Below are 23,272 nucleotides of genomic sequence, written 5' to 3' on the forward strand. Positions count from 1 at the left end.
GATCATAGTCAATTACCTAGAAGTTATCCAAACGGGGCACCGAATGGGACTTTTTTTTTCTAGCACGGAAGAATATTTCGAAGAAATGATAGGGTGATAGGGATGAGAAGACTGGAGTCTGGCATGACAATAGACAACGAAATATTCACTGATATTGTCAGGTATGAACACGAAACGATCAGCGAAACAACCATAACAAATTCGAATATTGGTTCACCTATATTTTGGAGCTGTAACCTGAAACATCTTGTATTTGATACCTGCGATTTTACCAATGCGAGATTTTTTGCCGGTTGTACGATTGATCATTGTACTTTTATCCGTTCCGACTTACGCTCTGTTGGCATTGCCAGGAACGAAGCTGTTTTCACCAATTGCGAATTTCCCTCCTGCGATCTGAGAGGCATGACATTGGAGAATGCAACGTTTATCGACTGTACTTTTTTTAAATGCCGATTTAATGACCGGATTCTACAAGCGGCGAATATCGTCAATTGTTCCTTTACCGGCAAGCTGGTGGATATTACGTTTGAAGGAGATGGCACACAAAAGCTAATCGCCAATTTTGAAAACTGCATCCTTGACGGAGTTCGTTTTGTAGGCTGTGACCTAACGCAATGTATTCCGCCAAAATCAAAAAACCATGTATATGTTGAACAGGTATCCTCACGTGTGAAAAAGGCTATGAAGAAGATAGACGATGACGCTGATCTATCTGACGATGTTCGGAAAGTACTCGTCCGCAATCTGCGCAAGCTTGAGCATATGGAACAATATATTTTTAACACGGCGCATATGAAGAAAATATATGGTGATGTATTTGTTGAACGATTTTTCAGCAGTCTGGAATAATGCGTAAACAACTCGGCCGCGGAAAAATGTCAAAGGACACGAACATATTTTCATTAAATCGCTATTTCAGCGGCTTATTTTTTTTGTACAAGTTCGTGTTTCGATTGAAGAAAAAAGGACTTGTTCTCATGTTGTATCTCCAATTAAACCTTTTACAATCATTGTCAGTAAGCTATAATAAAATAATCGATGGGAATACCGAATATAAAAGTGAAATAATGTAATTGTTCGAGACAAAGTATAAGTAGAAATTGATTACGGGATCGGCACGGCACATTGTGTTGAGTGACGTGAATCCATATAAAAAAATCGGAGGTATCGTTATGATCAAGAAGAAACTTTGCACAGCCGTTAGCGCAGCTTTAATCGTTTCTATGCTGGCTACTGGCGGAATCGTCGTTTTCCAAGGTAAAACAACATTAGAGGTAGCGAAGTCGGCAGGAGATAAAAAGGTTGAAGTTATTAAAGCTATCCAAAGCACCTGATGCAAAAGTCAACAGGAATCAAAAAACTTCAAATGTTACATAAAAAAAACCAAAGTTCCGATTGGAACTTTGGTTTTTTTATGTACTTGCATGTAATAGAAGGAGAAGATTGTACTACATTCCATTACGTGCCCGGAACTTCAGGCTGCAAGTTTTCTTGTTCCTCCAGCAGTCGTTTCAGCTTTTGGCGCTGCCGTTTTTCCTTCTGACGTCGCTCTTTGTCCTCAGCCTGCAGTGCCTTGAGCAGGGAGAAACACATCCCGATAAGGACTACAGCGAACGGCAATGCAGACACGATGGAGGCCGTCTGGAGGCCGTTCAATCCCCCACTAATCAGCAACACTACCGCAATAGCGGACTGCATGATTCCCCAAGTCAATTTCACTCTTGTACTTGGGTTTAGTTTGCCATCTGAAGACAGCATGCCTAACACAAAGGTAGCCGAATCAGCCGACGTAATAAAGAAGGTCATGATGAGGAGTGTTGCGATGAATGCTACGATCGAGCCCAAAGGCAACTGCTCCAACATAAGGAATAGGGCGGTTGTCGCATCTTCCTTGACGGCTTCCGCCAGATGAGCGGCATTGAACAATTCCATGTGAAGTCCGGTTCCGCCGAAGACTGAGAACCATATAAATCCGAAAAGGCTTGGAATAACCATGACGTAAATTACAAATTCCTTGATGGTTCTGCCTCTGGATACTCTTGCGATAAAAGTGCCGACAAAAGGAGCCCATGCGATCCACCAAGCCCAGTAAAATAACGTCCATGCTCCAATCCAGGTTTCTCTTGAGAACGGCGTCAATCTCAAACTCATGTTAATAATATTCTGCATATAACTGCCCAAGGTTGTCGTGAATGTGTCAAATATGAAAGAAGTCGGTCCAGTCGCTAATACAAACACCATCAATAGCACAGCTATAACGAGGTTGGTGTTGCTTAGAATCTTAATCCCTTTATCCAGACCGGAGGTTGCCGAGATTAGAAACAGTACGGTTACAATTGAGATAATGACAATCTGGGACAACGTCGAGTTAGGAATACCGAATAAGTAATCCAGTCCCCCACCAATCTGAAGTGCACCCAATCCAAGAGAGGTTGCAACACCAAAGATGGTGGCAATAACAGCCAGAATATCAATGATCTTGCCAAGCCAGCCAGCCGCAAGACGCTCACCGATCAGAGGAATAAAGGTAGAACTGATCAACCCTTTATAACCTTTCCGGAACTGGAAGTAAGCGAGCGCCAAACCGATAACGGTATAAATCGCCCAAGGATGCAGCCCCCAGTGAAAGAAGGAATAACGCATGGAAAGTCTTGCTGCCTGCGCAGTTCCGGCTTCTGCTCCTTCCGGGGCAGATAAATAGTGGGACAGGGGCTCGGCAACTCCCCAGAAAACCAGTCCGATTCCCATACCAGCGCTAAACAGCATGGACAGCCAGGAAATCGTAGAATATTCCGGTTCATCATCGTCATCCCCCAGCCTGATCCCGCCAAATCGGCTGAATGCCAGATAAAAAGCAAAGATCAGGAAGAACAGTGTCGCTAACAAATAAAACCAGCCAAAATTCTGAATAGAGAAGTTGTAGGCAACGTTTGCTGCATCCGCCAGCTGATCAGGAGCGACGCCCCCCCATATTGCAAACAGTGCAACGATGATAATTGTGATGGTAAATACCATGATGAGACCTCCATTATGTAATCTTCATCCAACTTTTCCTTAGTATGTGCTAGTCCGGCTAGTTATCATTCGGAAAGCCAGCTGTTGATAACATAAAACAATTCGACGTGTATTGAAACAGGTGAGGAGAAAGTCCTCTTTTTCAAAGGAGAGGATTTATCGATTTTTGATGTCCCCCAAGGAGAAGAAATGTTGAATAAAAAATGATAAGAAGGGGGAGAGTAGGGAGAAAAAGGGGGGGAAATCCATGTACCGTTTAACCGTTCTAGCCATTAGTCTTTTTCTGTTCTTTGGAGCATATCATACTGCCGAAGCATCAGAAATATCCACATCTTCTCTCATTAGTGATCTACAAAAAGGGGGTTACATCCTTTATGTCCGACATGGAGATGCAACAGTTGGAGTTGATCAACCAGATTTTAGTCTGACAGATTGCTCCACACAGAGGAATTTAAGTGCGCTTGGAAAGGAACAGGCAGAAAAATATGGTCATGCTATTCGGAAACTAAATATCCCCGTCCATTTCCCCGTGGAAGCAAGTCCCCTGTGTAGAACTCTCCAAACTGCTCAGATTGCGTTTGGTGCACAAAATGTAAAAGAAAATACATTTTGGTTAAACATATATAAACTCAGTCAAAATCTGGACACAGAAAATATAAACAGTACAATTCAAGCATTTACAAATGAAGTAGAGCAAACCTCTCCAACGAATTCGAACAGGCTTATTGTAGCTCACTCTTTTCCTAGCGGTCTGGGATTAGGAGAACTCTCGAGTATGGAGACAGTCATTATTAAACCACTGGGAGACCATAAAGGGTATCAAGTTGTTGGAAAATTGAAATTAGAAGATGTTTTACAGCAAGCTGGAATGTCTTAGATGTCGAGGGACAAGAAGAACATATGCTCATTCAAGTCGCTATTTTGGCGGCTTTTTTTATCGTTTCCTGACGGAAAAAATAAGAATCTAGAAATTAATAAGATCATATACTTTATATAAAGTGGTTCCAAGAGAGGGATTCTACGTTCAAAATTGAATACATTATGAAGGATTGTCTATTTTACCAATATTGGCTATATCGATCAAGAAAGACGATTCTCAAAATAATGAGAGGACTGATTATATGAAAACGACACAACTTTTATATATGTTTGCAAATGAGAACAGTAACTTTGTTGTATCTATGAATGAAGATTCAGGTAAACGACTAACTAATTATGGTGAATGTGAGGAGAAAATAAATGAAATTGGTACTTCAGAATGTAAGGAAGAGTTTTGGTGATCAACACGTATTAAACGATCTCAGTTTTCAATTTGAAAAAGGAAAGATATATGGCCTTCTGGGACGAAATGGTGCTGGAAAAACAACATTATTTAATTGTTTAGGTGGCGAGATACAGGCGGATGGTGGCACTATGAAAGTCGTGGACGAATCCACATCACGTAACATCGAGATAGATGATGTTGGATATGTATATTCCATGCCATTGTTACCGGAGTTTCTAACGGGATATGAGTTTGTACGTTTTTTCATTGATGTTAATTTTGAAGTGATTGAAGGTCGAGGAGACGACATTGACGCTCTCTTTGATATGATGCACATGACACAGGAAGACCGGCATAAACTCATTAAGCACTACTCACATGGAATGAAAAACAAAGTGCAAATGATGTTATTTTTACTCACTAAACCAACAGTAATCTTGCTAGATGAACCTCTCACTTCCTTTGATGTCATCGTTGCCAGCGAGATGAAACAATTGCTGCGAAATATGAAAAAGGATCATGTACTCATTTTCTCAACTCATATATTACAATTGGCAACCGATCTGTGCGATGAATTAATTATTCTAAATGATGGCAGTTTGACGCAGATTTCACCCGATATCCTCACCCAGCCCGATTTTGAAGAGAAGGTCATTAAATTATTGCGGAATGAAAGCGATATTGTTCCTACAGAAACAGAACGGAAACAGATGGAAAACAGAGTTGAGAAGGAGAATGCCGATGCAGGAAATGTTTAGTACGGTTTCTCGCATGCGGCAGCTGCAGATTATTACTCTCGTAAACCGCCTCATATATTTCATGCAGAGGATACCCGTTGTAGGCCGTTTAGTTAGTGAACAAACCTATGCTGCTTTTCGGACGAAACGTATCCTTGGTGCGATCGCAGTGATTTTGATGTTTGTCGCTGGTCTGTTAGAAAGTTTATTCTATATCGGGGGCATGCTTGCATTGCCCATATTCTTATGGACAGAGGGATATAACACGACAGAGCGGTTTGCACTTCTTCTTCACATGTATTTTTGCATTAGTGGAGTCATGGCCGGAATGACTAGTGCAAAAGTTTTGGAATCAAACAAATTGAAGTATACTGCTGTTCGACTTATGCGAATTGTGCCTACCAAATTTATGCGAGCCGGGCTGTTTTACCGGTATACTACATTCTTTCTGTATCAAGGGATTGCCTTTTCTTTGGTTTCATGGTTCTTTGATTTTTCAATATCTCATGCGCTTCTGATCGTTGGAGTTATGACGATTTGGCGCGTAATGAGCGAAGTTATACATTTGGCCATTTTTCGATGGAAAGGGACTATTCTTATACAGAAAACATGGATTATGGGCTTGGTTATGATACTCACACTAACTGCTGCGTACCTTCCATTGACGTCACTGAGCATTCCTCTTGGGGGAGCGGTGATATTGGATCAACGGTGGCTTGTCACACTCATATTGTTATCGGGGACTGTTGCTGGTTATATCTTACTCAAACATACCGATTACACAGCAGCGGTACGCGCAGTAACGAACCAAGCTGATCCTTTGTTAAATACGGAAATCATGATGGCTGATCTTCAACAGAAAATGGTTCAGTCAAAAGATCATGAGCATAGTAGCGATTCCTCGGCTAACCTGCATGATCGCGTGCAAACTTCATTGGATAAAAGGGGATACGAGCAAATTCACAACCTCCTGTTTACTCGGTACGATCATCTCGTCCATTTGCCTTTTCGCAGACGTTTAACAGCTATTATGATCATCGGATTATTACTATCTTTCTTGGCACTCATCTTCAGAGATCATGTCTCTCTAAACACGGTGGAACGATTTACGCCTATACTCATTATGGCTATGCTAAGCCTGACAATAGGTCGAGAGGTTTGTAAGGGGCTATTTTACCATTGTGATATGCAGCTTATGCGCTACTCCTTTTATCGCAAGCATGCGAAGCAACATTTTCGTCTAAGATTTAGAAGTGTATTATCCTTAAACCTAAAATTAGGTGCGTGTCTAGCAGCCGTACTAAGTATCTCTATACTTGTTTTGTCTGAAGGAAAGGATATAAGTACATTGCTTGCCATCTGGTTTATGACGATGACACTGTCCATATTTTTCTCAGTACATCATTTATTGGTATATTATGTATTCCAACCCTACACAACGGAGTTGGACACCAATAATCCTCTTTTTACATTAGTGAACAGTCTTATTTCATTAGGCTTTGTTATAACGATGTTTTTAGGTCCAACTCTGTGGGTGCTCACTGTTATCTTAATTGTATTGACTGTAGGCTATCTGTTCAGTGCGGTACCTGTCGTATCCAAATATGCTCAAAATAACTTTAGAGTGAAGTGAAAGAAAGCCCCAATCATTTTAAAACGCTACTGACATAACGTTGTCAGTAGCGTTTTTTTATCATTGGATATGTAAAAGTAAAAGATATGGATAAGTAACATGTCTGTTTTACAAAAAAATAGGACACAGTTAGATTTAGAAAGGATGATATATTGTGAATTTTTCTTCTGTACGCATCATTACTGACGACGTGGATCGTCTCGTTGAGTTCTACGAAAAAGTCTTGGAGGTTACGGCAGAACGACCTGCACCGGTATTTGCCGAACTCGTTGTGCCATCATGTACCCTTGCAATAGGACATACCCAGACGGCACAGTTATTCGGTACGGATGCTGTACTGAGCGCTCATAACCGTACTGTCATTATTGAGTTTCGAGTCGATGATGTAGAAGCCGAATATGAGCGCTTAAAGTCATTTGTCGATCATTGGGTAAAAGAACCGACCATGATGCCGTGGGGAAACCGTTCCATGCTGTTCCGCGATCCCGATGGCAACCTACTTAACCTTTTTGAGCCCGTGACTGAGGATGCGATTAAACGGTTTAAAGATAGACATTAACATACAGTTTCAATGAAATTTGTTCATCTACGACGAATTGGAGTATGATTGGGGAAGACATTACTTCTTTGGAGGGGGACATCTGTTTTGGATGAGCAGTTTCTAGATTTATTGGCCGAAAAATATGATACGGAAGAAAAGATCGTAACCGAGATCATCAACCTTGAAGCGATCTCCAATCTCCCGAAGGGAACCGAGCATTTTGTCAGCGATTTGCATGGGGAGTTCCAGGCATTTCAGCATGTACTAAGAAACGGTTCGGGTACCGTCAGAGAGAAAATCAAAGAATTATTCCGGGAATCTTGGACAGATCAAGAAATCAATGATTTTGCCGCTTTGGTTTATTATCCGGAAGAAAAAATACAGCTGGTCATAGGTGAACTGAGCAATAAACAGGCTCTGAACCAGTGGTATAGACGAACGATTGAACACATGCTTAAGCTTATCTCTTATGCCTCTTCCAAGTATACTCGCTCGAAATTGCGTAAAGCTCTGCCGGAGCAGTATGTATATATTGTAGAAGAGCTTCTATATAAGACGGACTCGACCAACAATAAGGACCCTTATTACGAGGAAATATATCGACAAATTATATCCTTGGGACAGGCGGACAAGCTCATCATCGGCCTTGCTTATACGACCCAACGCCTGGTAGTTGACCATCTTCATGTGGTTGGAGATATCTATGACCGGGGGCCGGACCCTGATAAAATTATGGACACGCTAATCAACTACCATTCTGTAGACATTCAGTGGGGGAACCATGATGTCCTCTGGATCGGTGCTTATGCGGGTTCTCTGGTCTGCCTTGCGAATATTATCCGGATCTGCGCCAGGTACGATAATCTGGACATCATTGAAGATGTGTACGGAATTAATCTGCGCCCACTACTAAATCTGGCGGAGAAATATTACGAAGACAATCTGCCCTTTAGACCTAAACTGCAAGCTGGCCATAACGTATCGGAGCAGGAAATTCTGCAGATCACCAAAATTCACCAGGCCATTGCCATGATCCAGTTTAAACTGGAAATCCCGATTATTAAGAGACGCCCATACTTCAATATGTCTGAAAGACTTTTGCTGGAGAAGATTGATTACGACAACAATGAAATTAATATCTGCGGAAAAACGTACACATTGGAAAACACCTGTTTTAGCACCATAAATCCGCAGCAGCCTGAGCAATTGCTGGAAGAAGAACGTCAGGTAATGGAAAAGCTCCTGTTCTCCGTTCAGCATTCCGAAAAGCTGGCCAGACATATGAACTTTCTTATGAAGAAGGGTAGTCTTTATTTAAAATACAACGGGAATTTGTTAATCCACGGCTGTATTCCTTTGGATGAAGAAGGAAATATGGAAGAAATGCAGATTGAAGACAAGACATATGCGGGTCGTCAATTGCTTGATGTTTTTGAAGATTATCTACGCTACGCCTTCGCGCATCCGGAGGAGACAGAAGATCTGGCAACGGATATGGTATGGTACATCTGGACTGGGGAATGTTCCTCGCTCTTTGGAAAGAGAGAAATGACTACGTTTGAACGGTATTTTATCCAGGATAAAGAAGCACATAAGGAGAACAAGAATCCCTACTACCATTTACGTGAGAATGAAGAGGTGTGCCGGAAAATCCTGCAGGAGTTTGATTTGAATCCGGATCATGGACATGTCATTAACGGCCACACGCCAGTCAAAGAAATTCGTGGAGAGAGCCCTGTTAAAGCAAACGGCAAAATGATCGTGATTGACGGCGGTTTTTCCAAAGCCTATCAATCCACAACGGGCATTGCCGGATATACGTTGCTGTTTAATTCCTTTGGCATGCAGCTCGTCGCCCATCAGAAATTTAATTCAAAAGAAGATGTGCTATGCAACGGAACGGACGTATTGTCTGTAAAAAGACTGGTGGATAAGGAACTGGAACGAAAACTGGTGAAGGAAACCAATGTTGGAGAGAAGCTGCTGCAGAAAATCTCAAATTTGAAGGACCTTCTGGAATATCACTATATGAATTAAAACGATTGCTAAAAACATCCGGATTAAATGTTGGAGTGTAATTAAGCACAGACGCTCGTACAGGCAGGGAAGTAAATACCCTGCCTGTACGAGTTTTTCTTTTTTAAAGGGAGCGATGTAACAGAAGGCAGGAGCCTATGAGATGCCACCGCCACAGGAATCAATTATCCCTTAGTATTGATCCAGATGGGTAATTCCTCTTGAGTATAGGTTCTGCACTAAATTGAGAAATTCTTCTGATGATAAATCCTTTTCACGCTGGAGCCAAAGACGAAATAAAGCAAGGGAAGTTGTCAGGTAAAACTCAATTAAGTATGGCGTTTTATGTCATTCAACAGATCATTTTCAACAGCGTCTAACAATGCGTAAATGTCCGTAAAGTATTGATAAAAGGTGCTGCGGTTATATCCTGAGTTTTTTGCAATTTCCTGAACCGAAATTTTTTCAATCGGCTTTTGACTATATAGCTCACAGAAAACTTCTATAAACTTTTGTCTTGTTTTCTCCGTTATTTGAGGTTGCTTTTTCATGTTTTCCTCCTGTTATGGAATACGAGTATTATCCGACAAATATTAAAAAACTGCTGGTTGATCAAGGCATAATGAAGATTTATAATCGCATCATACAACATGTTGTCTGATAATCAAAAGGAAATATTATTACCTAGGGGGGTGGATCATGTCAACCACACAAGAAAGAATTTTAATTTTTGGTGCAGGTGTTATCGGGAGCATGTACGCAATTAAGTTTATTGAAGCAGGATTTGATGTTACCGTGTTTGCACATTCGAATAGATATAAATCATTGAGAAAAAATGGCCTGCAATATGTAGAAAAAGGGGCAGTTAGATCGATTGAAGTGAATGTCATTGATACACTCGAACATGACGATGTATATGATTTTATTTTCGTTACCGTTCGTTATGATCGATCCGAATCAGCGTTGTTCGCGCTAAAAGATAATCAAAGCAAAAATATAATTACGATGACTAGTAACTCCATTGGATTTTCCTCGTGGCTGGATATCGTAGGAGATAGACTTTTACCAGCTTTTCCAGGCTTCGGAGGACAGATTAAAGATGAAGTATTACATGCTCGATTTTTACCAAAGTTTATAGCTGCAACTGTATTTGGAGAAATTAATGGTGTGGTGACAGAGCGTATAGAGAACCTTGCAAAATTATTTAAGACAGCCAAGCTTCCCTACGTTATTAAAAAGGATATGCAATCGTATCTAATCACACATTCCGTATCAGACATTGCCATGTTGAGCTTTTTGCATTCTGGACATAAGATCATTGATCACAAAACAGCCAGAACCAGAACGACGGCACACCGAATAACAGTCACTTTGAAAACGTATCTAAGGGCAATACAACAAGCTGGCGTTTCACTCGATCCGCCCATTTTTAAAATGGTGCTTAAATTTCCGAACTTATTGTTGGATCTATTTTTTATGACATGGCTGCGAACTAAAATGGTTAGGGATATGATGTTGCCGGATTATGCAAATAATGCGAACAATGAGATTTTACAACTGAACAATGATTTGAGGAGATTTTTAAGTCAAAATGATATTACATCGAGAACGAACTGGATGGATAACCCAAAAGAAATGTGAAATGAAGCGATCACTTGTATCTCTCAGTTACCCTCGGTCCGTCATATTTCTTGAGCCGCTTGCAACTGGAATAAGAAAATAAAAAAATTGACATGAAACCAGTTACATACTTTAATCTTGTTTTGTAGCGAGAGATCACAATCATTCATATAGAACTCATGATGAGTTTTTTTAAACACTTATTAAATATACATTATAAAGTGTTTAAATAAAGTGGATTATCTCAAGCACGAGAGCAAACAAATTATACAATGGAGGGCATAAATATGATTAAACTGGTAGTCACTGATTTAGATGGAACGTTTTTGAACAATAAGGGTTCGTACGATGTTGAACTTTTCAAAAAGGTTTATGCCGAGATGCAGCAAAAAGGAGTTACTTTTGTAGCCTGTACCGGGAAACAATGTGAACGTGTAGAAAAACTGTTTGATGAGCATGGCAAAGGAGTCTGGATTCTGGGTGACAGCGCTGCTCGAATCAAAAAAGATGGTGAAGTCATCAAAGAGTTCAGCATGGAAAAGGAACTTGCCATGAAGGCGATTGATCGAATTCAGGATTTCGACAACACGATGACTCTTATCGTATGTGCAAGCGATGCTGCTTACGTTCATTCTTCCATTTCCGAAGAAATGTACGAAGTCGTGAAGGGCTCCTATGAACGTGTAATCAAAACAGATTCCTTCGAAACCATTGAGAGTCATTTTATCAAAATTACGGTCTTTGATACGGAAGGACGCAGTACAGCATTAAGAGCGCATGTGGAGGGTACAATGTTCGGACAGATTTACATTGTTGACTCGGAGGCCAGATGGCTGGATATTACGGCATTACACACACACAAAGGAGAGACCGTGAAGAAGCTGCAAGACATGCTGGGTGTCACATACGAGGAGACGATGTCATTTGGTGACGGTGAGAATGATGTGGAGCTTATGGCCATCGCCAAATATAGCTTTGCAGTAAGTAATGCTTGTGATAATACGAAAAAAGCAGCAAGTTTCATTACGAAATCCAACGAAGAAAAGGGTGTTCTTCTAACGATTCAAAAAATCCTGGATTTGCAGTAATCCTTGTCTGACAAGGTACTACATGTTCGATCTAACGGGGGCAATCTTAGGATTGCCCTATTTTCATTGGATAAAAACGTTACTTGGGGTCCGAGTCGTTGTTGGTAACTTGTTTGCGATAATGCTGTGGAACTACACCCATCTGTTTACGGAAAATGGACGAAAAATAACTGGAGCTTTGAAAACCGCAGGCAAGTGCAATTTCACTTATGGATCTCCGTGTTTCTTTTAACATTTCACAGCTTTTCTGAAGTCGATATTGGGTGACATAGTTGTTTGGCGATTGGCCCACATATTTGTTAAACAATTGGCAACATCGACTTCTGCAAACAGCTCCGGCAGATGCGATCTCCTCAAGTGTTATCTTCTGATCATAGTTCTGGTGAATGAATTGAGTCATTTCCTGAACATGCGTTAATATGCCAGGTTGACCGGAAACAGGCTTCAACTGATCGCCAATTGTAGCGCACAACGACAACGCTTGGGATACCAAACGAAGTGGATTGGGAGGCGTATGTTCCCTATGCATTTCCCGATAGAGTTCCTGAATGGACTGTACGATGTCTTGTTGCCAGGCCATCTGCTCTGTGAGTACAACAAAATCAGCCATATTGGAACTGAACTTCTCTTCCCAGTACGTCTTAAGATATGAAGTTTTCTCTCCAAGGATAGAGGGATGAATAACGACCACCAGGAACGAACAATCGTCGTGATCCGCAGCAGCGTAACCAAAATGCAAACGTTGGCTATTCACAAAAAGTCCGTCTCCTTGATGCAATCGCGTGATACTTCCATTAACCGAGAAATCCATTGATCCCTTTAATATATAGATAAACTCCAGATCCACATGCCAATGTGCAACTGCGGCATGATTATCAAATTGATGAAGGCTTCCTTTGCGGACATAAAGGGGGACATCAGGAAGATTATAATCCAACCGTTCTGATAAATCAGAGAACACCTCTAAATCTGTCATTGAGAATCCCTTCTTTGCACAAATGTATACGATATTAATAAAAGTATAGCCAATATTGATGGAAACAACAACGATTACGTACTATCTTTATATTATTGAGAACAACCGAGAGGACAGATACAGGTGAGAAAACGCATGCAGATTCAAGGGTTCGGCAAACGCGATTTTAATCGAGAGTTAGTCTCGCTTGTAATCCCCATTGCACTACAAAATCTAATATCCGCAACGGTGATATCTGTTGATGTGATCATGCTGGGTATGATCAGTCAATCTGTAATGGCAGCCGTATCACTCGCCGGACAAATCACCTTTACCTTAACATTGTTTTACATGGGATTGTCAGCGGGGGCGAGTATCCTCACTGCCCAGTACTGGGGGAAGAAGGACTCATTAACCATACAGCGCATTCTGAGTATTGCCTGTGTATTCTCCCTAAGCATATCGATTCTGTTTTTCTTGTCTTCCTTCCTGATTCCCGATACACTCATGCGCTTATTCACCAATGATCCTGAATTGATTCAATATGGTTCAAGGTTTTTACAGTTTAATTCCTTTTCTTACCTCGTCATGGGATTATCGCATATGTATCTGAGTGTAGTTCGAAGTATGGAAAATGCAAAACTCAGTGCGTGGGTCAGTTCATTATGCTTGGTCTTAAACATTATATTTAATGCTATTGGCATTTTTGTACTATTCCCATCCAATCCGGAACTTGCGATTGCGGCAGTGGCTCTTGCCACGGTCTTGGCACGTATAATTGAACTGGCATGTTGTGTGATTCATTCCTTTACTAAGGGATCCATTCGCTTTCGTTTACCAGTACGTGACAGTATGCATCGTAATCTATTAAAGGATTTCCTGAGATATACCCTGCCTGTGCAGGGGAATTATATCGTATGGGGAGGAGCACTTACCGCTACGGCTGCCATTATAGGCCATGTGAACTCCGATATGGTAGCGGCAAACTCCATCGCATCTGTAGTCAAGAACTTGGCGGTTGTTCTCTGTGGCGGCATAGCTACCGGGGGCTCTGTACTGATTGGAAAGTATCTGGGGCAGGGTGAAATGGAGAAAGCTAAGTATGCGGGTAACCACATGTGTTATTATGCACTCATTTTTGGAGCCATTGCAGGCTGTACCATTTTGCTTATTAAACCTTTAGTTTACTCCATCGTCAGTCTGAGTCCAGTCGCTCAAAGCGATCTGGATGGCATGTTATACATTAGTGCGTATTATTGTATTGCGAAGTCTTTTAACTCCACAACGATAGCAGGTATATTCCCGGCCGGTGGAGATGCGAAGTTCGGATTATGGTGTGACATGGTTGTCATGTGGCTTATTATTTTACCACTTAGTTACCTGTGCGCTTTTGTTTGGCAAGTATCTCCCATTTTTTTATACGTCATCATCAGCTTAGACGAGTTAATTAAACTACCCATTGCTTTCACCCGTTATCGTCAGTTTAAGTGGCTCAATAACTTAACTAGAAACTTTACATAAACCTGATCTTACCAGGGGTTATGTAACTTACTCTACTAAATAATAGCTTTTCATAAAGGAGAAGATGATATGAATATCCGTGAACGAATGGCAAGCAAACAATTATTTTCAGATGATGATGCAAATTACCCGAAAGAGGCTGCGGAATTAGCCAAAGCACGCCAGCGAGGTAAAGCCTTATGCTATGAAATAAATAATTTGCATCCAGATGATGTTGAAATGCGAAACACGTTAATGAAGCAGCTTTTTGGCAGTATGGGGGAAAATGTGTGGATGGAGCCGCCACTTCGGATGTCCTATGGCTCAAATACGACCCTAGGGAATAATGTATATATTAATTTCAATCTGACCGTGGTGGATGACTATACAGTAACCATTGGGAATGATGTCATGTTTGGCCCAAATGTAACGATTGCTGTAACAAGTCATCCTGTGCACCCTGAGAAGCGCAAAGAAGGCGGAATGTTTGCATTGCCCGTGGTTATTGAAGATGGGGCGTGGATTGGAAGCGGAGCGATTATTCTACCAGGCGTCACAATTGGCGAGGGTAGTGTCATTGGTGCCGGCAGTGTTGTAACCAAGGACGTGCCTGCAAACGTAATTGCTGTTGGAAATCCATGCAGAGTGCTTCGTGAGATTACCGAACAGGATCGAGAATTCTACTACAAAGATATGCGTTTTAATCAGGTTGAATGGTAAAAGAAATGACATCTACCTTCTGGAAAGGAGTTCATTGATGATTATAGATATCATATATGCGATTATTACATTGTTAACTCTGTTTTTTGTCCTTAGAGCCATTGTTCATTCCCGGCGAACCCATTTCATAGCTAGTAAAATGAACAGACATTTAGAACATTACTATAATGAAGATGCCTATCATAATGATATTGCCTCTAAGGATTAACATTGGTATCTCTTCCACGTTGCATTGCTCACCTGGTATGACGGTTTTGCATTCAAATGATCTGGTGAAAACATATATCAATACAGTCTGGATGGAGAGTCATTTATCAGCTTTGGTTAAGTCTTCCACTTGGATGGGGGCATTATCGAGGAGACCGGGTCGGCGTGTACAACTTGAACCACGAAGCAGAACAAGGCTATGCGGATGTAGAATTCTTCAATTACGATTCTGAAGATGCTATTAAAAATCGTTGATTCATCTTCCTGGAAACTTAGCGGCTATTACTCGGAATATGTTCTTGTCCCAAACCGAAGACAAGACCCATATTCCGATAGTGTCCCAATCAGTTTACGCGATAGATGGAATTCAAGTAATTCGAAATTAATGCGGTATCATCCAGAGAGGTACGCAGTGCGATGTAACCGTCGGGACGAATCAAGACGAGTTCTTTGCTTGCTACATTGTATATTCGATAGGCATTGCCTTCTGTGTCTATGATGCCTTCCGTCCCATCTGCGTTAGATGGCAGGATATAATGCACATGGAGTTCATCGTCGGTGAAGTTATTTAAGGAAGGAACAATACAATCAACGCAGTTTGCAAAAGCCAAAAGCGTCCAGTGTGGACCGCGCAATAGGTCAAATATACTTCCTGCAAATCCGGTGCCTTGCAGGCCCGTAGCATTAGGAGCGCGATCCCCAGGAAAGGGAGAGGCAGCATGGGGTAGAGCATACGGACGGGTAAGAGAACTTGACCGATAGGAAATGAGAAGTCCACTCGTCAGATCGTCGGATATGGTGCTCAAAGATTGGGACAACTCTCCGCTTTCTGTCACCGTTGCAACAACCGCTCCCATCTTCTTCGTGCTGTCCTCAAGCACGGCTTGAGCCACAGGACGGCGCTCTTCATCGTACGTGTCGAGTAAGGAGGTATCCGCTCCGCGAATGACAGCAGCGAGCTTCCAGCCTAGGTTATACGCGTCCTGTATGCCGGTATTCATACCTTGACCACCTGCCGGTGAATGAACATGGGCAGCATCGCCAGCAAGGAAAACGCGGTCTTTACGATAACGTTCTACCATTCGAACGTTGACCCGATAGATGGACAGCCAGGAAGCATCTGTGAGTCGAACACGTCCAGCCCTGGCGCGCCGGTCAAACATGGCTTGATATATCTCTAGCGACGGCTGCTCTGGTTCTTCGTGGTCTGCTGGAATGGTAGCCTGCAGTTGCCAAATATCGGATTTCGGCAGCGGTGTCACTCCGACCATCCCCTCTGAAGATGTCCAAATATAGATACGGTCACGATCTAATCCTTCCAATCGTACATCGCCAAGATACCATCGCTCATGATCGTGTGTTTCTCCAACCAGCGGTAATTGAATAAACTTGCGAATATTGCTTTTGCCCCCGTCAGCGCCGACGACATAACGAGTGCGAATGTGCTCTTCCCCTTGTGAGGAATTTACGGTTACCGTTACACCATCCACATCCTGAACAAGCCCTGCAGCTTCCATGCCCAACTCAACTTGCCCGCCAAGCTCTGCATATCGGTCACGCAATGCTTTTTCCACATCAAATTGAGCAATCCAGACCGGATCACTATAGGGGGTTTCAAGTTCGACGCTGGCTGCCACGGTAATAGACGGCTTATCCACACTCCTGCCATCTGCGGTATAATAACGAACAGGCAGATCTACGACACCTGTGCCAACAATGTGATGAACGGCGTCCAAGTCATCGACCACTTCAAGCGAGCGAGGCTGGATTGCTTTAGCACGAGAAGCAACGTTGTATAAGGTGCTTCGTTCAATAATACGATGGGCGACGTTTCGACGGGCAAGATCGCAGGCAAGTGTAAGCCCAGTGGGACCGGCCCCGACAATAAGAACATCAACAAAAGACCGCATGGTATTCATGGTTGAACCCTCCTTGATCATTGTTTTGATAGGTTACAAATGTTATACTACACCGTGCAGTGTAGTTTGTAAACAAAGCTTTCACTCTAAGCGTTTTCTGATAGCATACATATAGGGGGAATAGAGGAATGGAACATACGGAAAACAAGAAAATCCGAAAGGGCTCTTCTGACAAACGAGCTAAAATTATTGCAGCAGCAAGAGATCTATTTCTTTCAGATGGTTTTGAGCGTTCCAGTGTCGATGCGATCGCAGCAAAAGCAGGTGTTTCCAAACGGACCGTTTACGATTATTATGGTGACAAACAGAACCTGCTGCTTACCGTTGTGGAAGATTCCAGCTCTGCGGTTCTTGACATGATCGAGCAAGGGATTTCAGACCACCTCTCGGAATTCACAGATCTGAAACAGGCACTCATCTTGTTTTGCGAGCAAATAGTAGCTTCTGCGAACGGCTCATCCGACTATAAGGCTTTGATCCGTTTGGTTATGGTGGAAGCTGCCAACCTGCCAGACTCATTTTTGGAAAGGTTGGATAAGGCAACTGAAGAAAGGCTCATCAGGAGATTTACAGCGTTTGGTCAAGACGGATTGCTTGATGTGCCCGATCCTGAAATGGCTACCAAACATTTCACTGCATTAACGTTTTTATTGGTCTTTAATCAACCTGGACAAACAGGGACATTGGAGGCGGAACAAACCAAACGTATCATCACTGAAGGGGTACGTGTCTTTCTTTGCGCATATGCACCCCGTGGCGTTTAAAACGAAAATCAACCTCATCCGTACGAATTGCGATTTCGCTTATCGATAAAACACTGGTGGGGCTGCCAAATTAGCATAAACATATGCTGAGGATATGTAGGCATTCAAAAGCAGAACAGGAAGAAGGTCTGGGTGTAATCTGCCCAGACCTTTATTCTTACATTAGATTATCCTTGGAGGGAGGGCAAGGTAACTGATTGAGCTTGCTTTCAGGCTCTTCACCATTTTTTACACGTTTTATATTCTTTATAAAGAAATCATATCTTGTTCTATGATATTTCCGACCATCAGGCATTCCCGCTGTATGGGGAGTAAGTATTACATTACTCAGATTCCGGAGCTCACTGTCCAGAGGAAGTGGTTCAGATTCAAACACATCCAGGCATGCACCTGAAATATCCCCGTTTTTTAATGCATCTATTAAGTCCTTTTCGTTGACAATCCCGCCACGGGCTGTGTTGATAAAAAGAGATGTATTCTTCATTTTTTTGAATGTCGCTTTGTTGATCAGCTGTTTGGTTTGCTGATTCAAGGGCACATGTACACTGACGATGTCCGATGTGCTTATAAGCGTATCGAAATCCACCATTTCCACCAAATCGTCCGATTGTGCAGTGGCATTTCTGGCATAAGCCAGCACATTCATATCAAAGACCCTGCAAAACGCAGCTACTTTTTTTCCGATCGCGCCCAAACCGATAATCCCAATCGTTTTGCCTTTTAATTCACTCCCTGTATAGTCCAATTGATGTTCATCCATCTTGTTTTTCATGAAAGTATCCAGAAACGGTATGTTTTTATAATAAGATAATATCAGTGCCATTACGTGCTCGGACACTGCCTGTGCATTCACTCCTGCAGCATTGGCCACCCAAATGCCGAGCTGTGTACAGGCAGGGATATCCACATTATCATATCCTGCACCCGTCTGTACCAATTTCAATTTTTTTGCGATAGAAAGCAGGCTATGATCCACTTTAATATGTTCAGGAATGATTACTTGGCAATCTTTAATATGATGCAGCATTTCGTTTCCAGGCGGAACAATTACAACGTTCCAGTCTTGCGGAAAACACCTTGCAATATTTAATTTTGAGGTCTCGCTAAAATAGCCAACGATGAGAATCTTCATTTGTCAAACCACCTTTCATAACCTATACCATTTTTCAAATATAACACGTTTGATGTTCGTTATTGAGTAACGTCGTTAGGAGAGTATGGAAAAGAATCCAAATAAACAATATACTAGCTATATAGTTTTTTGTTGAGGTGAATATCAAATGAATGAAATGGATGAATCAAAACAAATTGTATTACAAATCGGCATTGCATTGAAAAAGTACAGAAAAGAAAAAAACATGACCTTAGACGACTTATCGGAATTAACAGGCGTAAGCAAACTTACACTGGGAAATATAGAACGTGGCGAGACCAATCCAACTTTGGCCATTATATGGAAAATATCAAAGGGAATATCTTTACCGCTATTGGCTTTGTTCACAGCAGAGAAACCTGTTAGTTTGTATCGGGCAGGCGAGGGACTGCGGTTTTCTAATGATGAAAAAAATTGGATCATTGAACCCGTTTTTAAAAGCAATGATATTGAAATGTGCCGGGCTTATTTACAGCCAAACAGCTCATATTACCCTGAAGGTCATCATGTGAATACAACTGAAATTGCGACAGTAATGACCGGTTCCATTGAGTTACAAGTCAATGGAGAGATTCACATATTGAATCAATATGATACGATCAGTTTCCGTGCAGATTACCCTCACGCTTATACCAATCATACGAATAGCGAAACAGTGCTCCATATATCCTTAAAATATGGTTTCTAAAAGTCGAAAAGCCACTTATTAAATGCAACTCCGAATTCCATGACGGAAACTCGGAGCTGCATTTTTTTAGGTAGTTTTAGTATACCATAAAATAATTATTGTTTAATAAAGTATATTATAATATACTTTCGTTATTCGCGCGAATGTTATAGCAAAGTTTTTAAGCAACAGGAAGTAAATATAATATGCAAGAATTCAGGAAGGAGACATAAAGAATGCCGACTAAACAAAATAAAAAATTCGTGCCATCCTCTATAGCGTTGATCATTCTCGGCATTATCGTTATTGCAGCTAATTTACGCACGCCCTTGACCTCAGTTGGTCCTTTAGTGGGTTTTATAAGGGATGACGTTCATATTTCTAATACATTAGCAGGTCTGATCACAACGGTACCTTTGCTTGTCTTTGCTTTATTATCACCTCTCGTACCCAAATTAGGGAGAAGGTATGGGGTTGAGCGTATCATTTTGATTGCCTTAATCTTGCTGACTGTTGGTATTGTAATACGATCTTTATCTGGTGCAGTTAATCTGTTTATTGGGACAGCAGTTCTTGGATTCGCCATTGCCGTATGTAATGTATTATTGCCGAGTATAATCAAACGGGATTTTCCAAATAAAATCGGATCCATGACAGGAGTTTACTCTATTTCAATGAATTTATCTGGGGCAATCGCTTCGGGAATCAGTGTACCGCTAGCCATAACCGCAGGGCTAAAATGGCAGGGAGCACTGGCGGTATGGGGGATACTAAGCTTTGTATCAATCCTGTGTTGGTTACCCCAATTAAGAAATCAAACGGACCAAACAGCCAAGACGAGTCAACAGATGGCCAGCAACGATGTGAATGTCTGGCGATCCCCACTTGCCTGGCAAGTAACGATTTTTATGGGGATACAGTCCATGGTTTTCTATGTGTTGATCGCATGGTTGCCCGAAATTTTAAAGCAGCAAGGAATTGAATCCAACCAATCAGGCTGGTATCTCTCCATCATGCAGTTAGCTATGCTTCCATTTACCTTTATTGTGCCTGTGATTGCTGGGCGCATGTCTAGTCAACGCTTGTTAGTCGTCATCACAACCATTTTGCTTTTGACCGGGACGCTCGGACTTCTTTACGGCAGTTCCAATATCATTCTGTTGTGGATCATCATACTCGGAATTGGTGGAGGCTTCGCCTTTAGTTTGGCCATGATGTTTTTCGGGTTACGCACTGAAAATGCGCATCAAGCAGCGGAACTATCTGGTATGGCCCAATCGATCGGATATCTTCTTGCCGCACTCGGTCCAGCTCTTATAGGATATCTGCATGATGCAACAAATAGCTGGAACCTGCCACTTTTCATTCTTCTAGGGGCTTCGATCTTACTCTTTTTAGTGGGTATAGGAGCAGCAAACAACCGCTTTGTAGGTAGTCAAAATAGTTACGAAATGTCACGGAAAGGATGATAACTATGTTTGACAAAATTCTGGTCGCCATTGATAAAGGCGAAATAACGAACAAACTCCTTGATGCAACCGTTGAAATAGCACAAAATAAACAAGCTCAAGTTACCTTGGTTCATGTTAGCCAGAGTTATGTGCCGATCGGCATGACGTTTTTACCAGAGAATTTTCTGGAAGACATATTGAACGAAATGGAGAAAGCGAGTTTGGAACAGTTGCATCAAGCCAAATCTAAATTAAAGTCTGCCGGAATTAACCCGGAAACTATTCATCTTAAGGGAGATCCTGGGCATGAACTATTGAATTATGCAAGGGATACGGAGCAGCAACTTATTATTATCGGGAGCCGTGGGCTAAGAGGCATAAAAGAAATGATGCTTGGAAGTGTCAGCCACAAGGTTTCACAGTTATCAAGTTGCCCAGTCCTCATTGTTCATTAACTCCTCTATACAGCGGCATTTCAGGATATTGTGTCCTACAAATGCCGCTGTTTTTTCTATCCTTTAGTTGCCGAAAATGATGAAGGATCAGAGGTTTCATAACACTATAAGCAGCTTAATTATAATATGTGGTAAAATAGACGGGGCAATAAGCCTAGATAAGCACATGCATCTGGCAAAGGAGTTAACCATGACCAAACAACGTAAAATCATTCTAACCTTAACCATATTCTATACATTGTTTATTCTTTATTTTATGTTCCTCGCCTTCGGTAGAAGAGATGCTTCAGAGACAACGACTGGCTATACCTTTCTTTTCTCCCCAGATAGCTTTTTTAAACTGCCGGCTCTATCTGAACTCCTGCATCCCAGTCTCATGACTTTAGTTGATTTGGGTAACATTGCCGCCTTTATCCCTTTTGGTATCCTGATGCCATGGTTGTACAGGATTACCTTTGCCCGGTTCTTTACCTTGTTTGTTATAGCGATTCTTGTGCTGGAAACCATCCAGGCCCTTACCTTACTTGGTAGTTTCGATATAAACGATGCCATTCAGAATACGATAGGAGCAACCATTGGTTATGGGGCGTACAAACTTGGTTTCCGTTCCCGGAACCTCTGGCGCAATCTGGTAAGAACGGCTATTTCCGGTATGATTCTTTTATTAGTCGTATGGGGATTATTCGGAGCGATAGATAACGCAGCAACTAAAGTAGAAGGCCCTTTTGTGGCAATCAACGAATGGATGGACAGTTCGGGTAATTCATCATCTGCAGACAAACCGGACAGCATCAAAATAAGCGATCAAAATGTAAAGATTCTCTATAATATGTACGGCGCTGAAGGCGGAGATCCTAAAACGTTTACATACACGTCTGAGGAAGAGACGATTTTCTCTTTTTATTACGGAATCCCTGAACCAACAGATTATTCAGGAAAAATTCGTGTTACCCTCAATGGAAACGAGATAATGACCGGCTCTGGAGAAGATCAGCGGATTGATCCTGAACTATTCCCGTTGATATTCAAGATTCCTCTCGAACCGGGAAGCGAACTGAAGATCACCATCGAAGGGAACGAAAAAGTATGGGATGTAGGCTATAAACGGATGCAATATTTTTGGAGCAGCTAAATGTTTGATCTTCCATGCCTTTTTAGGCTTGAAAAATGGATAAAGCAGTACAAAAAAAGGACCGTAAGTGTTCATCTCCCATCGATGAATGCTTTCGGTCCTTTTATCTAATGAACGACGGTATCGGTCTTCGTCTCTCTTGATTAACGTCTTCGGAAGGCTCCGCCACGTGCGAGAGCGAAGAAGATGAGCAGGGCAATAATGGAGCCAACGATGGCTGGAATAATGTGAAATCCGCCAATCACCGGTCCCCTTGGTCCCAGCAATTCCGTTCCTAACCAGGAACCGATAAAACCCGCAATAACGTTCCCAAGTACACCGCCCGGTACATCTCGCCCAATCAAGTTGCCGCTTAACCAACCAATAAGTCCACCAACAATGAGTACCCAGAGCAGATCCATGGATTGTTCTCCTTTCTTCGGGTTTATTACA

23 protein-coding genes are annotated in these 23,272 nt (G+C 41.9%); 17 read left to right on the top strand and 6 right to left on the bottom strand.

Features of this window, described 5'->3' with window-relative positions; all coding sequences use genetic code 11:
* Positions 1–102: 102 nt before the first annotated feature.
* Together MKY85_RS15430 and MKY85_RS15435 are read left to right on the top strand one after the other, a co-directional pair.
* Complete coding sequence (locus MKY85_RS15430) at positions 103–852, top strand: pentapeptide repeat-containing protein (protein ID WP_339255340.1); 750 nt, start codon at positions 103–105, stop codon at positions 850–852.
* A gap of 323 nt (positions 853–1,175) precedes the next feature.
* A complete protein-coding gene (locus MKY85_RS15435) occupies positions 1,176–1,337 on the top strand; it encodes a hypothetical protein (RefSeq protein ID WP_339233675.1) in 162 nt (53 codons plus the stop codon).
* A 124-nt stretch (positions 1,338–1,461) separates the two neighbouring features.
* Here the strand turns inward: MKY85_RS15435 and MKY85_RS15440 are convergent, their stop codons facing one another.
* Entirely contained in the window at positions 1,462–3,018 is a 1,557-nt protein-coding gene (locus MKY85_RS15440; RefSeq protein ID WP_342569960.1) for a BCCT family transporter, read from the bottom strand.
* Between the two features lie 247 nt (positions 3,019–3,265).
* On the opposite strand from MKY85_RS15440, the gene MKY85_RS15445 reads away from it, so the two are divergent.
* From MKY85_RS15445 to MKY85_RS15470, 6 genes are all read left to right on the top strand, one after another.
* Positions 3,266–3,895, top strand: coding sequence for a histidine phosphatase family protein (locus MKY85_RS15445; protein WP_339308308.1), 630 nt, complete (start codon positions 3,266–3,268; stop codon positions 3,893–3,895).
* 244 nt (positions 3,896–4,139) lie between these two features.
* Entirely contained in the window at positions 4,140–4,298 is a 159-nt protein-coding gene (locus MKY85_RS15450) for a hypothetical protein (protein ID WP_342569961.1), read from the top strand.
* The gene (locus MKY85_RS15455) at positions 4,258–5,040 is read left to right on the top strand and encodes an ABC transporter ATP-binding protein (RefSeq protein WP_342569962.1); all 783 of its coding nucleotides are present in this window, start codon (positions 4,258–4,260) and stop codon (positions 5,038–5,040) included. The genes MKY85_RS15450 and MKY85_RS15455 overlap by 41 nt, the downstream gene beginning before the upstream one ends.
* Complete coding sequence (locus tag MKY85_RS15460; protein ID WP_342569963.1) at positions 5,024–6,652, top strand: hypothetical protein; 1,629 nt, start codon at positions 5,024–5,026, stop codon at positions 6,650–6,652. Before MKY85_RS15455 ends, MKY85_RS15460 begins: the two co-directional genes overlap by 17 nt.
* A 154-nt stretch (positions 6,653–6,806) precedes the next feature.
* Positions 6,807–7,211 (top strand): VOC family protein, encoded by a 405-nt coding sequence (locus MKY85_RS15465; RefSeq protein WP_339233681.1) that lies wholly within the window; start codon positions 6,807–6,809, stop codon positions 7,209–7,211.
* Between the two features lie 87 nt (positions 7,212–7,298).
* Positions 7,299–9,230, top strand: a complete 1,932-nt coding sequence (locus MKY85_RS15470; RefSeq protein ID WP_342569964.1) for a fructose-1,6-bisphosphatase — start codon at positions 7,299–7,301, stop codon at positions 9,228–9,230.
* Positions 9,231–9,538: 308 nt separating this feature from the next.
* On the opposite strand, the gene MKY85_RS15475 is transcribed toward MKY85_RS15470, so the two are convergent.
* Entirely contained in the window at positions 9,539–9,760 is a 222-nt protein-coding gene (locus MKY85_RS15475) for a TetR/AcrR family transcriptional regulator (protein ID WP_342569965.1), read from the bottom strand.
* A gap of 148 nt (positions 9,761–9,908) precedes the next feature.
* Between MKY85_RS15475 and MKY85_RS15480 the strand changes: the two genes are divergently transcribed.
* On the top strand, positions 9,909–10,850 hold the full coding sequence (locus tag MKY85_RS15480) for a 2-dehydropantoate 2-reductase N-terminal domain-containing protein (protein WP_342569966.1): 942 nt from the start codon (positions 9,909–9,911) through the stop codon (positions 10,848–10,850).
* Positions 10,851–11,116: 266 nt separating this feature from the next.
* On the top strand, positions 11,117–11,917 hold the full coding sequence (locus MKY85_RS15485; RefSeq protein ID WP_339255355.1) for a Cof-type HAD-IIB family hydrolase: 801 nt from the start codon (positions 11,117–11,119) through the stop codon (positions 11,915–11,917).
* Between the two features lie 79 nt (positions 11,918–11,996).
* Here MKY85_RS15485 and MKY85_RS15490 read toward each other — a convergent pair whose 3' ends face one another.
* Entirely contained in the window at positions 11,997–12,893 is an 897-nt protein-coding gene (locus MKY85_RS15490; protein WP_339255356.1) for an AraC family transcriptional regulator, read from the bottom strand.
* Between the two features lie 123 nt (positions 12,894–13,016).
* On the opposite strand from MKY85_RS15490, the gene MKY85_RS15495 reads away from it, so the two are divergent.
* Complete coding sequence (locus MKY85_RS15495) at positions 13,017–14,393, top strand: MATE family efflux transporter (RefSeq protein WP_339255358.1); 1,377 nt, start codon at positions 13,017–13,019, stop codon at positions 14,391–14,393.
* A 69-nt stretch (positions 14,394–14,462) separates the two neighbouring features.
* Positions 14,463–15,092 carry a sugar O-acetyltransferase gene (locus tag MKY85_RS15500; protein WP_342569967.1) on the top strand — a complete coding sequence of 210 codons (630 nt, stop codon included), beginning with the start codon at positions 14,463–14,465 and terminating at the stop codon, positions 15,090–15,092.
* A 551-nt stretch (positions 15,093–15,643) separates the two neighbouring features.
* On the opposite strand, the gene MKY85_RS15505 is transcribed toward MKY85_RS15500, so the two are convergent.
* A complete protein-coding gene (locus MKY85_RS15505) occupies positions 15,644–17,218 on the bottom strand; it encodes an FAD-dependent monooxygenase (protein WP_342569968.1) in 1,575 nt (524 codons plus the stop codon).
* Between the two features lie 128 nt (positions 17,219–17,346).
* On the opposite strand from MKY85_RS15505, the gene MKY85_RS15510 reads away from it, so the two are divergent.
* Positions 17,347–17,982: a TetR/AcrR family transcriptional regulator gene (locus MKY85_RS15510; protein WP_342569969.1), complete on the top strand. Its 636-nt coding sequence runs from the start codon at positions 17,347–17,349 to the stop codon at positions 17,980–17,982.
* Positions 17,983–18,139: 157 nt separating this feature from the next.
* On the opposite strand, the gene MKY85_RS15515 is transcribed toward MKY85_RS15510, so the two are convergent.
* Complete coding sequence (locus tag MKY85_RS15515; RefSeq protein ID WP_342569970.1) at positions 18,140–19,114, bottom strand: NAD(P)-dependent oxidoreductase; 975 nt, start codon at positions 19,112–19,114, stop codon at positions 18,140–18,142.
* A gap of 148 nt (positions 19,115–19,262) precedes the next feature.
* Here MKY85_RS15515 and MKY85_RS15520 point away from each other — a divergent pair, with 148 nt between their 5' ends.
* From MKY85_RS15520 to MKY85_RS15535, 4 genes are all read left to right on the top strand, one after another.
* The gene (locus MKY85_RS15520) at positions 19,263–19,823 is read left to right on the top strand and encodes an XRE family transcriptional regulator (protein ID WP_342569971.1); all 561 of its coding nucleotides are present in this window, start codon (positions 19,263–19,265) and stop codon (positions 19,821–19,823) included.
* Between the two features lie 215 nt (positions 19,824–20,038).
* Positions 20,039–21,271 (top strand): MFS transporter, encoded by a 1,233-nt coding sequence (locus MKY85_RS15525; protein WP_342569972.1) that lies wholly within the window; start codon positions 20,039–20,041, stop codon positions 21,269–21,271.
* A 5-nt stretch (positions 21,272–21,276) separates the two neighbouring features.
* Positions 21,277–21,708, top strand: a complete 432-nt coding sequence (locus MKY85_RS15530; RefSeq protein ID WP_342569973.1) for a universal stress protein — start codon at positions 21,277–21,279, stop codon at positions 21,706–21,708.
* 190 nt (positions 21,709–21,898) lie between these two features.
* The gene (locus MKY85_RS15535) at positions 21,899–22,840 is read left to right on the top strand and encodes a VanZ family protein (RefSeq protein ID WP_342573391.1); all 942 of its coding nucleotides are present in this window, start codon (positions 21,899–21,901) and stop codon (positions 22,838–22,840) included.
* Positions 22,841–22,983: 143 nt separating this feature from the next.
* On the opposite strand, the gene MKY85_RS15540 is transcribed toward MKY85_RS15535, so the two are convergent.
* Positions 22,984–23,241, bottom strand: coding sequence for a GlsB/YeaQ/YmgE family stress response membrane protein (locus MKY85_RS15540; RefSeq protein ID WP_091029919.1), 258 nt, complete (start codon positions 23,239–23,241; stop codon positions 22,984–22,986).
* Positions 23,242–23,272 lie beyond the last annotated feature (31 nt).

It is taken from the genome of Paenibacillus sp. FSL R5-0749 (assembly GCF_038595085.1).
In the GTDB taxonomy this organism is placed as follows: domain Bacteria; phylum Bacillota; class Bacilli; order Paenibacillales; family Paenibacillaceae; genus Paenibacillus.

Bases quoted from the DNA above. Each gene is read 5' to 3' on its own strand.
- MKY85_RS15445 (WP_339308308.1), top strand. From the start codon at position 3,266: ATGTACCGTTTAACCGTTCTAGCCATTAGTCTTTTTCTGTTCTTTGGA.
- MKY85_RS15485 (WP_339255355.1), top strand. From the start codon at position 11,117: ATGATTAAACTGGTAGTCACTGATTTAGATGGAACGTTTTTGAACAAT.
- MKY85_RS15490 (WP_339255356.1), bottom strand. From the start codon at position 12,893: ATGACAGATTTAGAGGTGTTCTCTGATTTATCAGAACGGTTGGATTAT.
- MKY85_RS15530 (WP_342569973.1), top strand. From the start codon at position 21,277: ATGTTTGACAAAATTCTGGTCGCCATTGATAAAGGCGAAATAACGAAC.
- MKY85_RS15450 (WP_342569961.1), top strand. From the start codon at position 4,140: ATGAAAACGACACAACTTTTATATATGTTTGCAAATGAGAACAGTAAC.
- MKY85_RS15535 (WP_342573391.1), top strand. From the start codon at position 21,899: ATGACCAAACAACGTAAAATCATTCTAACCTTAACCATATTCTATACA.
- MKY85_RS15515 (WP_342569970.1), bottom strand. From the start codon at position 19,114: ATGAAGATTCTCATCGTTGGCTATTTTAGCGAGACCTCAAAATTAAAT.
- MKY85_RS15505 (WP_342569968.1), bottom strand. From the start codon at position 17,218: ATGAATACCATGCGGTCTTTTGTTGATGTTCTTATTGTCGGGGCCGGT.
- MKY85_RS15480 (WP_342569966.1), top strand. From the start codon at position 9,909: ATGTCAACCACACAAGAAAGAATTTTAATTTTTGGTGCAGGTGTTATC.
- MKY85_RS15525 (WP_342569972.1), top strand. From the start codon at position 20,039: ATGCCGACTAAACAAAATAAAAAATTCGTGCCATCCTCTATAGCGTTG.
- MKY85_RS15440 (WP_342569960.1), bottom strand. From the start codon at position 3,018: ATGGTATTTACCATCACAATTATCATCGTTGCACTGTTTGCAATATGG.
- MKY85_RS15540 (WP_091029919.1), bottom strand. From the start codon at position 23,241: ATGGATCTGCTCTGGGTACTCATTGTTGGTGGACTTATTGGTTGGTTA.
- MKY85_RS15460 (WP_342569963.1), top strand. From the start codon at position 5,024: ATGCAGGAAATGTTTAGTACGGTTTCTCGCATGCGGCAGCTGCAGATT.
- MKY85_RS15430 (WP_339255340.1), top strand. From the start codon at position 103: ATGAGAAGACTGGAGTCTGGCATGACAATAGACAACGAAATATTCACT.
- MKY85_RS15500 (WP_342569967.1), top strand. From the start codon at position 14,463: ATGAATATCCGTGAACGAATGGCAAGCAAACAATTATTTTCAGATGAT.
- MKY85_RS15455 (WP_342569962.1), top strand. From the start codon at position 4,258: ATGAAATTGGTACTTCAGAATGTAAGGAAGAGTTTTGGTGATCAACAC.
- MKY85_RS15435 (WP_339233675.1), top strand. From the start codon at position 1,176: ATGATCAAGAAGAAACTTTGCACAGCCGTTAGCGCAGCTTTAATCGTT.
- MKY85_RS15475 (WP_342569965.1), bottom strand. From the start codon at position 9,760: ATGAAAAAGCAACCTCAAATAACGGAGAAAACAAGACAAAAGTTTATA.
- MKY85_RS15520 (WP_342569971.1), top strand. From the start codon at position 19,263: ATGAATGAAATGGATGAATCAAAACAAATTGTATTACAAATCGGCATT.
- MKY85_RS15510 (WP_342569969.1), top strand. From the start codon at position 17,347: ATGGAACATACGGAAAACAAGAAAATCCGAAAGGGCTCTTCTGACAAA.